We start from the raw sequence: 15,034 nt of genomic DNA, 5'->3' as shown, positions 1-15,034 counted from the left end.
AATCCTCCTCTATTTATAAAAACATGATTTTAGCACTTCAATATATTCGTAAAATTCTTCCCAATACGGCTCAAAATCGATTGAGGCCATTTTTTGACCTTTAAGCCGGTTTGTTAGCTCGTTCTGATACCCTTCTATCGACCAGCGAATCAGTTGAAATGCCTTCTCTACATCGACATCATCTCGGAATAATCTCCTGTCAATATTTTCATACAACTTCGAATAACCTAGCTTTTGTAATTCCTCAATTCGAACTTTTAAAGCCGCAGGTATTTCTGATTCATCAGTTAATAGAAGGGTGCCCAGAAAATTAAAAAGAGCAGGATTCTCTGTGTATGCCTTCATTTTAATTCGGGAGGCTTGCAGAAGCCGTTCGATAAAATCGGGTTCTGCCGTATCAATAAGGTTTATATACTCATTAATCGTGAAGTCGAGACTGTAATCAATTAAATATTGATAAAGCTCCTTTTTATTTTTGAAATAGTAAAAGAGCATTCCCTTTCCTATGCCAGCACCCTTTACCATTCGATTTGTTGAAGCTTGCTCAAATCCGTTCTCACCAAATTCTTTAAGTGCTGCCGTTAAAACCCGCTTTTGTTTGTTATCATCGAGGTTCTTAAATGTCTCTGTCATATTCAAACAACCTTTTTTAAGATTATTTTTTCCTCCAACTAAATAGACCACTTCGGTCGATTTAAGTGTAGCGTTATTAGACCACATTGGTCAATGCTTTTTTTGCTACTAAAAAGTCATCTCATTTCTTTGTAAATCCTTTCTGATAATATCAATATCAGGAGCTATATGAGAGCCCTCTCGAACATTCTGCTTAACAAACTAGAGCTAGTCTAATCTTTTAGCACAACGATCCACTAACGGACATTGGTTACACATAGGTGTTGATCTACAATGCTCCTTCGCATGTTCAACTAGAAGGGCATGAAATTCATCAAACAGCCTCAATTCTTTTGGCAACTCTGCCTCCACTTGCTGTCTAAACGCATCATATGATTTTGGCATATCCAATCCGAACCGATAGAAAATCCTTCTAGCATAAGCATCCACTACAAATATTGGCTTTTCAAATGCATAAAGCAGCATAACATCAGCTGTTTCCCGACCAATACCACTTATAGCCAATAACTCTTTCCGCAGTGATCCCCTTTCCAGCTTTTTAATCTTATCGACATCATAATCATATATTTTAAACCACTCTAAGTAGGCTTTTATCCTCTTCGCCTTTATATTGAAAAAACCACTTGACCTGATAAGTTGAGCAAGTTCATCGAGAGGTAAATTCTCAATTGCTTCAGGTTCTAGATAAGTCTTAACTTTTAACAGGGCCTTTTCAACATTACGCCAGCTTGTATTCTGAACTAAGATCGATCCAATCATCATTTCAAATCTTGTCTCAGCTGGCCACCAGCCTTGAGGGCCATAATGCTCGAACAGCCTGTTATAAATGAATTGATATTCGTTCTTCATTGTTACCTCCACTTTCTTTCTGCAGCAGTTCCATTATATCAGGTTTAATTATGAAAACATTCCACTTGGATGGAAGAGCAAGAAAGCATAACAGATTGGCTTGTTATACCCTTCATTCAATACAAAAGATCTTCAAAAAATCACCGAATGATAAAACGGCGAATTTCTTCGTTGCTCGTTTTTTTTCGATCCTCACGTAGGAAAGTCATACGCTGTGGTTCCCAAAAATTTTGCGCCTCGACCTTCTGGCGACGCACAGGACGTGCTAGTGTCGACGTTCTTATTCGTCAACTTTTTGAACACACACAGCTTTTTTCATTATTTAGCTTTTTTTGCAAATGATAAAGGTGAAGGGTGGTGTTTAATATGGCTAAAGATGTGCTTTGCGAGGTAAATAATTGCACTTATTGGGGTGAGGGCAACGTTTGTAATGCCGACCGAATCTACGTGGTTACCCACAAAAAGGCAAAAGCCAAAACAACAGAGGAAACTGATTGCAAAACGTTTGAACCAAAAGGCTAAGTCTACTCCCTTTTACCGATTGAGATGATCATACGAACGAAAAGGCTCTTCTAAATTAGAAGAGCCTTTTTGCTTGAATAGACTTAACCTAATGTAAATTAAAAGAAGTTGCAAAAGTCCACCCTGCTACAAAAGATGATTAGTCGTTTGAAACACTTTCCATAATCTACATAGAATGTAGGGAGACCGAGAACCTACGGAGGTGTTTAGATTGATTCATACAGTTAAACCAGGTGAAATACTGACTCAAATATCTCAAGATTATCGTACACCAGTACCCGCGATTATTCAGGCTAACCCATCCATTAATCCAAATGCTATTTATCCTGGTCAATCTATTGTTATACCAGGCTTTCCACCCGTAAATACAATTCCTTACCATATTGATGTGTCACTCAACAATCGTCGGCTGACTTTACTGAAAAATGGGAGGCAGCAAAAACAATATCCGATCGCGGTTGGAAGAATGCTGCATGGAACGCCAGTAGGGAATTATATAGTTATTAACAAAGCGCCCAATCCTGGTGGGCCATTCGGGACAATGTGGATGAGTTTATCGAAAGAACACTATGGCATTCATGGAACAAATGATCCGAGTTCGATTGGTAAAGCTGTATCAAGAGGTTGTATCCGAATGTACAATAGTGATGTAGAGGAATTAGCAACTATGATTCCAATTGGGACCCCCGTTTCCATACATCCATAATTTTGCTTAGTGTGTAGGGAAACCTATACACTTTTTCTGCTTCTCTTATCAAAAACCCCATCGATTCAAAGAGGAACTCTAAGCCTAGAGCCTCGATCTAAACTGGATATTTTTTAAAAAGAATAAAGAGCAAACTCAGTCGCTATCCCGATCATATTGCTGTTTTTCCATCTTAAGTCTGCCTTTGCTAATATTACCCTTCCTAATAAGTGCATGAATTTATTGCATTTATTCATACTACTGTCAGAGGTGTTAGCAATGAAACTCATGGTCCTATCTTTTCTTTTATTCTTTATACTGCCACAAGAAAATATGACTGACTATTTTTCAGTTACGAAAGACGGAGAAACCGTCGCACGTGTCAACAGAACGGATTTTACTATTCCCTACCTTGATGAAAAGTTTGTCGATAAAGTTAGACTTGAGACATTTATGGATGACTTAGACAGCAAATTAGCTAAATCACCAGTAAATGCAACCATTGATGATGATGGGAACATTGTTCAAGGCAAAGCTGGAACTAAGGTAAATCATACAAAATTAGCTGAACGATATTACAATTATTTTTATTCCCATGATTCAGTGAAGACTACAGTACCTATGGTTCCCGACTATCCTCAAGTAGATGGTGAGTTACTTGCGGATATAAGAACACAGCAAATTGGAAAGTATCTAACTTTTTTCAAAAAGAGCAACAATGAACGGACGAACAATATTGACCTTGCGGCAAAAGCTATCAATAATCATGTTGTATTCCCTGGAGAGATGTTTTCCTTTAATCAAGTAGTCGGAAAACGAACAAAGGAAAAGGGGTATTTGCGCGCCCCGGTTATTGTAAAAGGGGAATTAGCTGAAGACATTGGCGGTGGAATTTGCCAAGTGTCCTCTACTTTGTTTAATGCAGCAGATGATGCTGGGCTTAAAATTATCGAGCGCTATTCCCACAGCAGGAAAGTCCCTTATGTCCCACCAGGACGGGATGCTACGGTTAGCTGGTACGGACCCGATTTCACGTTCAAAAATGAATATAATCAACCGATACTAATCCGAGCTAAATCAGTAAATGGCCAGATGATGGTCCAAATCCTTTCTTCGGACAGGCTCAGACAACATTAATTGAGTCCTCTTACCTTCACATGAAAGCAATGGGATTTCACAATTTGAAAAGGACCCCCCTCTTGTTCTTGAGACCACTGGAAAACATTGCAGTTTTTCAGTGGTCCTGATATTAAAGCAGGAAAGTAGGGGTATAGATTGGAAAATTTGTAATATGCATAAATGGTGCTAAATCGTGTATAAAACGAGTTAATACGCAAACACCTCACTAAATGGTGCATATATTTTTAGAATAATCATCTTTTGAATGATTGATTCTTGCCGCTGACAAAACATTGCAGTTTTTCAGTGCCTCCTCGTTCTTACCCATATTAACCGTCAACAGCCGCATGGAAATTTACTCCACTGCTTCCCTTGCCAGCAGCACTGAGATAGTGTTGTTGACGAGTTGATAAATCAATCCGACCTTCTTTCGAGAAAAATAAAATAAGTCTGTTATTTAGTCCATCCCTATATCAAAAATACCTCCAGATAGAAAGTTCTGCATGACGCAGCCTACCTAAACCTTTGTCACGGCTCTGACAAAACAGACTCTTTGCTCAGGACATACGCGGCTACGCTAACGGCAAACTTGAGTATATTAATAGTAAGTCAGAAGATCGAAGGAGGAAATGACATGGGAAGAAAATGGAGAGATCGAGATCAAAATGAAGACCGTTTTGATGAAAATGGAAATCAAAAATTTTCTGTTTCAAAGGCAAAAGCAAAAGTAGATTTCGATAGTGATATCGATAATGACAATGAGAGTGAAAGTGAGTCAAAGAGCAAAAACTTCAATTTTGCCAGCGTAGAAGACAGTGGAAACTCTTTTGTTGATGTAGAAGTTGACTCCGAGTCTAAAGCAAGGGTCCGTAAAGACTCCGATGAAGAGCAGGATGATGAAGTGGCAGGTGCAGAAGACGACGAAGACGATCGCCGTAGACGTAGACGTAGACGCAAGAAGAAGTACTATGGGTGTTAATAACTAGTTGAAGTGGGATAATTTATCCCACTTCCTATTAACTTAAAGTGAGGTGACGTTATGGGACGTTCAAATGATAATCTGTATTCATTCGAGACTAAGGGCGAGGTTTTACCTTATGATAAGTACTCGAACGATTCTTCTATTATGTCTAGTGGAAATTCCGATGTTGATGTAAGTGTTCTCGTTGATACAACACCGATGGCCTATGCAATGCTATGCTCACTATTAGCTTCGAATCAGATGACTGAAAAAGAATTTAAATCTGCAGTTAGAAAACTAGAGGATTTTACAAAAAGTAATTGTAAATCTAAGAACGATATTTCTAATGCTAGACTATTCAACGAAAGTAGACGAAGAAAGTAATGATTTGTTTTACTTTCTTCGTCTTTTAATACTCCAAACGTTTAAAATTTCTCCACCATCCCGAATGAAACAAAATAAAGTTACCCCCTTCTTAACCGTGTATCCATACTTTAGTTCGGGATGGTCCTATTCATCAAACCAAACGCCTGCCTACGATTCCTAACCCGTTAGTGTAATAGCATCTCCCTAATATGTAAGAAGTCTTTTATTTGAATCAATTTCATAATTGCTCTTTTTAAAACGCCAAAGACTGGAGGAATATAAGGCTCTTTTCCGAAAAGATTCAAAATGGATTCTTATCCAGAAGATTTTAGTTTCCGTTTTATAAAGAAGTTTGATCACTTTCTATCCATGTTGCTTCACATCGCCCCCTTATCCTGGAGACTCAGCTCCGAGACACTTAGGTCCGTTACGGTATGAGGGCTCAGGGTGGCTGGGAAAACGACTCGCTTTCCTGCGGGGGAACTGGCAAGCCTCCTCAGGCGAAGCCTTCCGGGCGAAGCCTTCCGGGGTCTCGCCTCGCTCCTTCTCCCGCGGGAGTCTCGCCGTTTCCCCAGCCACCCCACCTGTTTTGTGATGAACGAAGCCATTCGTAATCCGAATAAATCTCCCATGTTCAAAGGGCTTTATCCATCATGATGTGGCATAATAACCGCGTCACAGAGAGATTTTCAGCTCTCTGATAAGAAGTTCTTCTGTCGTTTTGGGTGACTTGTGAACCTGGAGTGTTTCCGTTCTTCTCACAAACACAAGGAGGTCAGGGAAATGGCGAGACTCCTGTGGGATAAACATGACAGGTGAGACCCCGGAGGACAGAGTCCGAGGAGGCTCAGCGCATGCCCACGGAAAGCGAGTGATTTCCCGGACCTCCTTCTCCATCCAAGGAAACGGAAACCTATCTCGAGATGGAGTCTTCCAGATCACTGCCCTTACCTAATAAAAATGATTTCAAATTTCCTACTTGACTAGATTTGGGGAGGTACTTCCTTTTTGCGTTTTGAATCCCCTGGGGCAGAAGGGACTTAAATTATGAAATTCATTCATTTATATAAATAATTACACATCTTCTCGGCAATAAATCTAAACCCTGTTTTATCTTTAAGGTATTGTTTTCGACAAAATTCGTGCTATACTGTTGGTAACATTTGAATATCGTATTTTTCATATAATCGCGGGGATATGGCCTGCAAGTTTCTACCGGTTTACCGTAAACAAACCGACTATGAAAAGCAGCAAAATGATGAGATGATGCCTGCTCATGCTCTCTTTTCATTTGTTTTTTTTCAAAGCTCGAAAAAACTTGCTTCCTCATAGTTTGTGTGGAAACAGGATTTTTTTCGGGCTTTTTTTATTTTCTCCTAAATACAGAAAGGTGAGAGCAATGGAACTATTAGAACAGAAGATCTTAAATGAAGGACGTGTATTATCCGAATCTGTTATCAAGGTCGACTCGTTTTTAAACCATCAGATTGACCCTGTGTTAATGCAGCAAATTGGAGAAGAATTTTCAGACCGTTTTGCCAATAAAGGGGTTACGAAAATTATAACGCTTGAGTCTTCCGGGATTGCGCCGGCACAAATGACAGGATTGAGCTTAGGTGTTCCAGCTATTTTTGCGAGAAAACGTAAATCACTCACCTTAATCGATCATTTGTATTCAGCAAGTGTCCACTCCTTTACGAAAAATGAAACCAATGAGATATCGGTTTCAAAGGATTATATTTCAAGTGATGATACGGTTCTCATCCTTGATGATTTCCTGGCAAATGGACAAGCTGTGCTAGGGCTAATGGACATTGTTGAACAGGCAGGTGCGTCTCTTGCTGGTGTTGGAATTGTGATCGAAAAAGGATTCCAAGATGGTGGAAAAATCCTAAGGGAACAAGGTATTCGTGTCGAATCACTGGCATCAATTGAATCACTAGTGGACGGTAAAGTTACATTTACTAAGGAGGAGGCATCCGTATGAAGACGGCAACATTAGGCATTCAACATCTTCTGGCCATGTACGCAGGTGCCATATTAGTCCCCTCATTGTTGGGGAAGCTTTAGGCTTAACTTCCGAACAGCTTACCTATCTGGTTGCGATCGACATTTTAATGTGTGGGGTCGCAACAATCCTACAAGTGATGAGTACTCGCTTTTTTGGAATTGGTCTCCCTGTTGTCCTTGGCTGTACGTTTACAGCCGTTGGCCCGATGATTGCCATTGGTGGACAATATGGGATTTCAGCCATTTATGGTGCCATTCTCGTTTCTGGTTTATTTGTTATTGTGATAAGTACTTTCTTTGGAAAATTAGTCCGCTTCTTCCCTCCGGTTGTGACAGGTACAGTTGTCACTATTATCGGGATCACCTTAATTCCCGTTGCAATCAACAATATGGGCGGCGGCCAAGGGGCAAGTGATTTCGGTTCGATTTCAAATATTTCCTTATCCTTTGGGACGCTATTATTTATTATCCTAATGTACCGATTCACAGAAGGGTTTATTAGATCAATTTCCATTTTACTTGGCATCATTGCAGGAACTGTGGCCGCAGCTTTTATCGGAAAAGTGAATGTCGCTTCTGTAACGGAAGCATCTGTATTCCACATGGTTGAGCCTTTTTACTTTGGGATGCCAACATTTGAATGGTCTGCGATTTTAACTATGATCCTAGTGGCAATGGTTTCCCTAGTGGAATCAACAGGTGTCTATTTCGCCCTTGGTGATATGACCGAGGAAAAATTACAAGAAGCGGATCTTTCAAAAGGTTACCGAGCAGAGGGACTTGCCATTGTACTTGGTGGGCTCTTCAATGCCTTCCCTTACACGGCGTTCTCTCAAAATGTCGGTTTGATGCACATGACAGGGGTTAAATCACGTAAAGTAATTCTAGTTACTGGTCTCATGTTAGTTACACTAGGCTTTATCCCTAAAATTGCAGCCTTAACGACGATTATTCCATCAGCCGTGTTAGGAGGAGCCATGATTGCCATGTTTGGAATGGTTATTGCACAAGGCATCAAAATGCTTAGCAGCGTCATCACAAACTCCCCCGAGAATTCAATGATTGTTGCCTGTTCGGTTGGGATGGGACTTGGCGTGACGGTTGTTCCTGAATTGTTTGCTCAATTACCACAGAGTATTCAAATTTTAACGAGTAACGGCATTGTTGCAGGCAGTGTGACAGCTATCTTCTTAAATATAATTTTCAATATGACCCCCTCTCCATCAAGAAAAACGGTCACCGTGTTACAAGAGAAAGAAGCCTAAACAAATTAAATAAAATAGAAACGTAATGAAGCCAGCAGAGTGTAAGATTTCTGCTGGCTTTTTTCATAAAAAAATCTTACCTATACGCTTTAATACCATTTTTAAAAGCCTCTACGTCATTGTTTTCAATCCCAAATAAGGCTTCCTGTAAGGCAAATGTACTTTTATAAAATTTCATTCGTTTTAAAATTTGATCTATCCCAGGATATTTATTTGTAAGCCTATGTAGAAATTCCTCTCCGTAACTTGATAAGATGCCAGCGAAATCATACGCTGGATCACCTACATATGAACCTCCAAAGTCGATAACACCCGTGATGTTGTTTTTATTAGAACTGTATAAAATATTTGAGGCTCCGAAATCTCCATGAATGAGACACGGTGTAAAGTTAAAATGTGACTCGTCACTTAAATAGGTCTCGAAATGCTCAGAAGTTTCCCATCTAGCTTCATCTCTCATATAAGGAAATAGCTCATTCCTAATTTTACCGTACAAGTTTGAAATGTCTTTATATGGGTCTACATTTGCTTTCTCTAGAGTTGGCACGGCTTCCCCCACTGGAATGCTGTGCAGCTCGTGTAAAAACTGGGCAAGCTGATTCGCTATGTTCTGCAACTGGTCAGCAGATTTACTGCTAGAGATGATAGTTCCCCACATTGGCTGACCATCAATCATTTCATATCCCATGAAAGATTGACCAGGTTCTTTACTTGTAAAGTTCTTATATATCGGTCGAGGAATTGGCAGAGAAACGTAATCATAAACACCACTTAAGATTTCCATTTCCAATTCAAGGTGATCGGTACCCTCTCTATATTTAGCAAATCGAAACACAAGCGAATCGTTAACAATAAGCACATCATTATTCTGTCCAATTTCATTCATTTTTGCTGAGTATATATGTAAGCCTGGATAACACTGTTTGATCCTGTCCAAATAGGGCGTTTCTTTGTTCATATTCCACCTCATAAAACTTGTTATTATTGATCCTTTATGACTTCCGAAAACTCACCTTTTACTACTTCTTTCTCCTCCTGATTTCGACATGAAAAAGAGGCTGTAATCAGGGTTCTCGCACCTTGATTCTCAAACTGGTCGATTTTGACATCACAAAGAATGGTAATCCATTGTGAATACTGGCCTGAGGAACTCAAAGGTCATCTTGCGTGCGAGTACATTGTAGTCGCCCCCTACCTTTGTAGGCAATGTTGCCGTAAGTAATCCCTGGGCGACCAATCTTCCCTGTTCATCAGGGGTCAGGTGATGGGAACCTTCATCACCTGAGATTCTTGTGAATAGTTCAACATCCTCTTCTGTAAAAGTGCGTTCAAATGTAATCACATCTCCAGCTTTTAAAGCCATCTTTACTCCCCCGCTTCTTAAAGTTCGCATCCCATTATCGTTTCTTTCATTACAATTTCGCTTTCTTTAATGAATATCCTGCCATTTCTTAAGATTGTACTTATTTAAGGACATGGCACGTTGTAAATTAGCGCTATTAAACAGGTTTTGTCTATATTGTGAAGTATTGAGCAAAACACTTGTATGAAACTCTAAAGCCGATTATAATAAGGTTACAATTAAATATGTGAAACATTTTACATTACAAACTTTAGGAGGATAAACTCATGAAAATCGCAGTCATCGGAAGCACACACGCTGGTACGGCAGCAGCTACCAATATCGCAAACTTGTATCCAGAGTCAACAATTACCGTATATGAGCGAAACGACAACGTATCTTTTTTATCTTGCGGTCTGGCTTTATATGTGGGTGGTGTCGTCAATGATCCTCAAGGGTTGTTCTACTCCTCCCCTGAAGAAATGAAAGCACTTGGCATCAAGATGAAGATGCAGCATGACGTTAAGGAAATAGACACGGACCACCAACTGATTCATGTTACAAATTTAGTCACAGGAATTTCGGTGACAGACCACTATGACAAGCTTGTTATGACAACAGGTTCGCAGCCGATTACTCCACCAATTAAAGGCATGGATCTCCACAACGTATTATTAGCGAAGAATTATAACCAGGCGAATACGATCATCGAACGTGCGGAACAGGCTGAACATGTGACAGTCGTCGGTGCCGGTTACATCGGTGTGGAACTCGTCGAAGCATTTGAAAAAGACGGCAAACGCGTGACGTTGATTGATGGTGCCGACCGAATTTTGAACAAATATCTGGATCCCGAGTTCACAAACGATGTGGAAGCCGATTTCCGGACACGCAATATCGAACTTGCTCTATCGCAAACGGTTGAGCGCATCGAAGGTCAGAACGGAGCGGTAAAAAAAGTCGTGACGAACAAAGACGAGTATGAAACCGACGTTGTCATCATGTGTGTCGGCTTCCGTCCGAATACAGAGTTGCTAAAAGGGAAAGTTGACAGACTGAACAACGGGGCCATCAAAGTCAATCAATATATGCAAACAAGTGATCCGACGATTTTTGCCGCTGGCGACTGTTGTGCCGTCAAGTATAACCCGACCGGTGAGTATGCTTATATTCCACTTGCCACGAATGCTGTCCGCATGGGAACACTCGTCGCTCACAATTTAATGGAGCCAACGGTGAAGCACGTTGGTACACAAGGCACCTCAGGATTACACATTTACGATTTGAATATGGCTTCTACTGGGTTAACCGAAACGTCTGCTTCTCTTATGGGCATTCATGTGAAAAGCGTCACAATTGAAGACACACACCGACCTGACTTTATGCCAACAGCGGAAAATGTAAAATTAAAAGTATCGTTCGACCCAGATACGAGACGCATTCTAGGTGCTCAGGTGTTATCGAAAGCGGATGTCACCCAATCTATCAACACGATGTCGGTTGGCATCCAGCACGGCATGACGATTGACGAGCTTGCCTTTGTCGACTTTTTCTTTCAACCACACTTCAACCAGCCATGGAACTTTTTGAATAAAGCTGGTTTGGAGGCGAGCCGTCCCGTGAAAAAACCTGAGTTGGTATGAAGAATACCTTACCTACTGAAGCAATGCTAAATTCAACAGGAATAGACTACTAGTGAAGCCAGCAGAATTTGGGATGTCTGCTGGCTTTGTCATGGATAGAAATAGAGTATTACTTGCTAGTTATCTCGTGTTAACTGGTCAGTACTACTAGAGGCTGTTCAAAAAGTCACCAAATGATAAGCGACGAATTTCTTCGTTGCTCAATTTTTCCGGTCCTCATGTATGAAAGGCATACGGCTTGCGGTCCTCAAAACTTTCGCGCCTCGAACTTCTTGTTTCTAATTTGGCAACTTTTTGAACACTAATTACTAAGTATTTAAATCTAATCTTTCGCAAATGTTCCCAACTGTTTAGATTCTTTACCTCTAACAATAATGGTATAAGGTATCTTTTCTATTGAAAGGTCCTCTCTTTTTATTTCAATAATTTGCTCCACATATTCTCCGATATCTTCCACACGTTTCTTTTCTCCCCATGAAAACCATTCCTGTGATAACGATGTTTTAATGATGATTTGCAGCGGTTCAGGGTGAAAGGAATAAGCAAATCCCTTTACATGATCAAACCTTTTATCTGTTTCCTCCATGATTGACCTGAAAATAGGAGACCATTCCATATCCCTTACTTCTGCTTCAGTTTGTCTATTGACTTTAACTGTATAATCTAAATCTTTTTTAGCTTGGATCGCGTCGTGCACAAGTTTTTCAATGTCATCCTTAACCTTTTTGTAATGTTGCTTCGTTCCCTTAATTTCAATAGTTAAAATAGGCTTTGACTCCAATGATTGAATGCCCATTCCATCCACTTGGTCATACCCCTCTTTTTCTAATACATGACTACTAATTTCGAATATCTCGTGGGTAAGATCTCTCCGTTTCTTATCTTCTTCACTTAATTCTTCCATATCCCAATGCCGTACTTTTACATGGATGGCAACATTGTCAAAATTGTACGATTCGATGAGATTATTGATTAACGATTTCATTTCCTCTTCATGTTTCTGTTTATATTGTTCGTCTTTGACTCTAACAGTAACGGATGGGGATTCATTAGAAAAAATATTATCTATTGAATTAGAGAAATTGCCTTCAAAGCCTTCTTCTCTGAATGATTCATGTAGATCCTTCCTAAAAACCTTTAGCTTCTCGTTTCTTTCTTCTGTTTCCTCCATACTTTTTCTAATATTTTCTTCTAATTCTTCCCCCTGTGCGATTTTACTTCCACCAAAATCATTAATCATAAAAGCAACCACCGCACAAGTGACAACTACCCCTATTATAATAGCTATCCCCTTCTTCATTCATTTCCCTCCATCTATAAAAAATATGGATAATGTCCCTTATGTAATAAATATATAGACAGGGCACCAAATTATGATCATAGCCGTTTATACGTCAAACCATTGCCCTATAAGTTTATCATCATGAAGAGAAAAAAATATTTTGTTTTCGTTTAGCAACTGTAAAGAAAACAAGGAAAGAAAGACCAAGATTAACGAACGAGTTTGTCGAATATATGTTTCTAATTTTAATTAATAGACACTTGAAATGGAATAATAAGTAATCTAAGTGATTCTATCATCCCTAAAGCAAAAAATTTCCTGAAATACCAATTAGGCCACTTCCTTAACAGTCCTTAACAGCTCATTAATATACGCATTTTATACTAAGAATCGACTCAAATATTAAGGATTCAGAAAGGAGCAAACTAATATGTCTAAGGAAAGATCAATGGATGAGCTGATTCAAAAACTAAATGAGGAAACTTTGCACAAAGACATCGATAGACGCGGATTCTTGCAAGGAGCAGGGAAAATTGCCGGCCTTTCTCTCGGTATGGTCATCGCTCAATCCATGGGTGGGATTCAAGTCGATGCAGAAGCTAAGTTTAACGATTATCCGTTTTCACTTGGAGTGGCTTCTGGTGACCCTCTGCCTGATGGTATCGTTCTATGGACTAGATTAGCTCCGGAACCTCTCAAAGGAGGAGGAGCCCCTTCACGAAACATCCCGGTACACTGGGAATTAGCAAAAGATGAGCACTTTCGTCATATTGTGCAGCGTGGAACAGAAGTCGCAAGGCCCGAATTAGCTCACTCGATCCATGTGGAAGTCGAGAGATTGCCGCCTGACACGGTCTATTTCTATCGTTTTAAAGCTGGAGGGGAATATAGTCAAGTTGGAAAAACGAAGACACTTCCTGCGAGAGGCTCCCATGTCTCAAGCCTTACCTTTGCTTTTGCCTCCTGCCAGCAGTACGAACACGGTTACTATACAGCCTACAAACATATGGCGAAAGAAGATCTTGATCTTGTTTTCCATCTTGGGGACTACATATATGAATATGGTCCGAATGAATACATTTCCGGTTCAGGTAATGTCAGAACCCACAGCGGTCCAGAAATTATGACGTTAGAAGACTATCGAAATCGTCACGCTCAATATCGGACGGATGAGAATCTACAATCTGCTCATGCCGCCTTTCCATGGGTAGTGACCTGGGATGATCACGAAGTGGAAAACAATTATGCTGATACCATTCCCGAAAAAGGCCAGCCCGTTGAAGAGTTTGTAAAACGCCGTGTCGCTGCTTATCAAGCGTATTACGAACATATGCCGCTCCGTAAATCATCGATGCCCCATGGTGCTGATATGCAGTTATATCGCAGCTTTTCATACGGCGACTTAGCGGATTTCTTTGTACTCGATACTCGACAATACCGCTCTGACCAGGCTAATGGAGATACAAGCTCTCCACAAACACCGGAGTCATTAGATCCATCCCGTACCCTACTAGGTGAAGAACAAGAAAAATGGTTGCTTGATAAGCTTAACAAATCCCAATCGAACTGGAATGTAATGGCACAGCAAATATTTTTTGCAGAAAGAAACTATGGACCAAGTCAGGACGAGCCTTTATTCAGTATGGATGGTTGGGACGGTTATACCCCTGCCCGTCAGCGGATCACAAACTATGTAGATAGTAAAAAATTAAATAACTTGATCGTCCTTACTGGTGATGTTCATGCAAACTGGGCGTCCAACTTGCTTGCTGACTTTAATGATTTGAATTCTCGTGTTCTAGGGGTCGAATTTGTTGGAACCTCCATTACGTCAGGTGGGAATGGAGCAGATAAGCGTGCTGATACCGACCGCATTTTAGCACAGAATGAACACATCAAATTCTTTAATAATTATCGCGGTTATGTTCGCTGCCAGGTGACCCCTACACAATGGAAAACAGACTATCGCGTCCTTCCTTTTGTGACCAATCCAGGGGCTGATATTTCTACGAGAGCATCGTTTGTATATGAGAAGGACCAAGCAGGACTGAAAGAAGTATCTGCAACCGTAGTTCCTCAAGGTAAACAATCGTCCAATGAAGTGGAGGATGATCGTCATCAAGCCCACGACCGTGCACACAAAAAACAGGTAAAGAAAGAAATACAACCGAAATAAAAAAACATTATTCAGGTGAAGGGCGAAATCATAAATAAGCTAAAAAAAGAGTAGACGGGGAAACTCGTCTACTCTTTTTTGAACAGAAGGAGAAGCTTTCCAGGGAAGACTCACAGCTTAACGGTCATTAGAAAACTTCGGCCTATTCAAGAAAGGCGGATGTTATGCCAAATTCCATTAA

12 protein-coding genes, 2 pseudogenes and 1 riboswitch are annotated in these 15,034 nt (G+C 40.3%); of the genes and pseudogenes, 9 read left to right on the top strand and 5 right to left on the bottom strand.

The window, feature by feature from the left end; genetic code table 11:
- Positions 1 to 9: 9 nt before the first annotated feature.
- Together MUO14_RS16700 and MUO14_RS16695 are read right to left on the bottom strand one after the other, a co-directional pair.
- Positions 10 to 633 carry a TetR/AcrR family transcriptional regulator gene (locus MUO14_RS16700; protein WP_244751732.1) on the bottom strand — a complete coding sequence of 208 codons (624 nt, stop codon included), beginning with the start codon at positions 631 to 633 and terminating at the stop codon, positions 10 to 12.
- Positions 634 to 840: 207 nt separating this feature from the next.
- Complete coding sequence (locus tag MUO14_RS16695; RefSeq protein WP_244751731.1) at positions 841 to 1,482, bottom strand: endonuclease III domain-containing protein; 642 nt, start codon at positions 1,480 to 1,482, stop codon at positions 841 to 843.
- A gap of 366 nt (positions 1,483 to 1,848) precedes the next feature.
- Between MUO14_RS16695 and MUO14_RS16690 the strand changes: the two genes are divergently transcribed.
- The 7 genes and pseudogenes from MUO14_RS16690 to MUO14_RS16660 all read left to right on the top strand — a co-directional run bounded on the left by MUO14_RS16690 (position 1,849) and on the right by MUO14_RS16660 (position 8,410).
- Positions 1,849 to 2,004, top strand: a complete 156-nt coding sequence (locus MUO14_RS16690; RefSeq protein ID WP_244751730.1) for a DUF1540 domain-containing protein — start codon at positions 1,849 to 1,851, stop codon at positions 2,002 to 2,004.
- A 211-nt stretch (positions 2,005 to 2,215) separates the two neighbouring features.
- On the top strand, positions 2,216 to 2,710 hold the full coding sequence (locus MUO14_RS16685) for a L,D-transpeptidase family protein (RefSeq protein ID WP_244751729.1): 495 nt from the start codon (positions 2,216 to 2,218) through the stop codon (positions 2,708 to 2,710).
- A gap of 258 nt (positions 2,711 to 2,968) precedes the next feature.
- On the top strand, positions 2,969 to 3,826 hold the full coding sequence (locus MUO14_RS16680) for a VanW family protein (protein ID WP_244751728.1): 858 nt from the start codon (positions 2,969 to 2,971) through the stop codon (positions 3,824 to 3,826).
- Between the two features lie 616 nt (positions 3,827 to 4,442).
- Entirely contained in the window at positions 4,443 to 4,787 is a 345-nt protein-coding gene (locus MUO14_RS16675; protein WP_244751727.1) for a hypothetical protein, read from the top strand.
- 147 nt (positions 4,788 to 4,934) lie between these two features.
- Positions 4,935 to 5,153: a hypothetical protein gene (locus MUO14_RS16670; protein ID WP_244751726.1), complete on the top strand. Its 219-nt coding sequence runs from the start codon at positions 4,935 to 4,937 to the stop codon at positions 5,151 to 5,153.
- A gap of 1,141 nt (positions 5,154 to 6,294) precedes the next feature.
- Positions 6,295 to 6,396, top strand: a riboswitch (purine riboswitch).
- A gap of 138 nt (positions 6,397 to 6,534) precedes the next feature.
- Positions 6,535 to 7,122, top strand: a complete 588-nt coding sequence (locus tag MUO14_RS16665; RefSeq protein WP_244751725.1) for a xanthine phosphoribosyltransferase — start codon at positions 6,535 to 6,537, stop codon at positions 7,120 to 7,122.
- Positions 7,119 to 8,410 (top strand): annotated as a pseudogene (locus tag MUO14_RS16660) (nucleobase:cation symporter-2 family protein). The gene MUO14_RS16665 and the pseudogene MUO14_RS16660 overlap by 4 nt, the downstream one beginning before the upstream one ends.
- A 76-nt stretch (positions 8,411 to 8,486) precedes the next feature.
- On the opposite strand, the gene MUO14_RS16655 reads toward MUO14_RS16660, so the two are convergent.
- Together MUO14_RS16655 and MUO14_RS16650 are read right to left on the bottom strand one after the other, a co-directional pair.
- Positions 8,487 to 9,368 (bottom strand): phosphotransferase family protein, encoded by an 882-nt coding sequence (locus tag MUO14_RS16655; RefSeq protein ID WP_244751724.1) that lies wholly within the window; start codon positions 9,366 to 9,368, stop codon positions 8,487 to 8,489.
- A gap of 23 nt (positions 9,369 to 9,391) precedes the next feature.
- Positions 9,392 to 9,773 (bottom strand): annotated as a pseudogene (locus MUO14_RS16650) (enoyl-CoA hydratase).
- Between the two features lie 266 nt (positions 9,774 to 10,039).
- On the opposite strand from MUO14_RS16650, the gene MUO14_RS16645 reads away from it, so the two are divergent.
- Positions 10,040 to 11,395 (top strand): FAD-dependent oxidoreductase, encoded by a 1,356-nt coding sequence (locus tag MUO14_RS16645; protein ID WP_244751723.1) that lies wholly within the window; start codon positions 10,040 to 10,042, stop codon positions 11,393 to 11,395.
- A 322-nt stretch (positions 11,396 to 11,717) separates the two neighbouring features.
- On the opposite strand, the gene MUO14_RS16640 is transcribed toward MUO14_RS16645, so the two are convergent.
- Positions 11,718 to 12,695, bottom strand: coding sequence for a hypothetical protein (locus tag MUO14_RS16640; RefSeq protein WP_244751722.1), 978 nt, complete (start codon positions 12,693 to 12,695; stop codon positions 11,718 to 11,720).
- Between the two features lie 412 nt (positions 12,696 to 13,107).
- Here MUO14_RS16640 and MUO14_RS16635 point away from each other — a divergent pair, with 412 nt between their 5' ends.
- A complete protein-coding gene (locus tag MUO14_RS16635) occupies positions 13,108 to 14,853 on the top strand; it encodes an alkaline phosphatase D family protein (protein ID WP_244751721.1) in 1,746 nt (581 codons plus the stop codon).
- The last annotated feature ends 181 nt before the right edge of the window (positions 14,854 to 15,034 follow it).

The organism is Halobacillus shinanisalinarum (assembly GCF_022919835.1).
Taxonomy (GTDB): domain Bacteria; phylum Bacillota; class Bacilli; order Bacillales; family Halobacillaceae; genus Halobacillus_A; species Halobacillus_A shinanisalinarum.
This window is presented reverse-complemented; position numbering and strand designations above follow the sequence as displayed.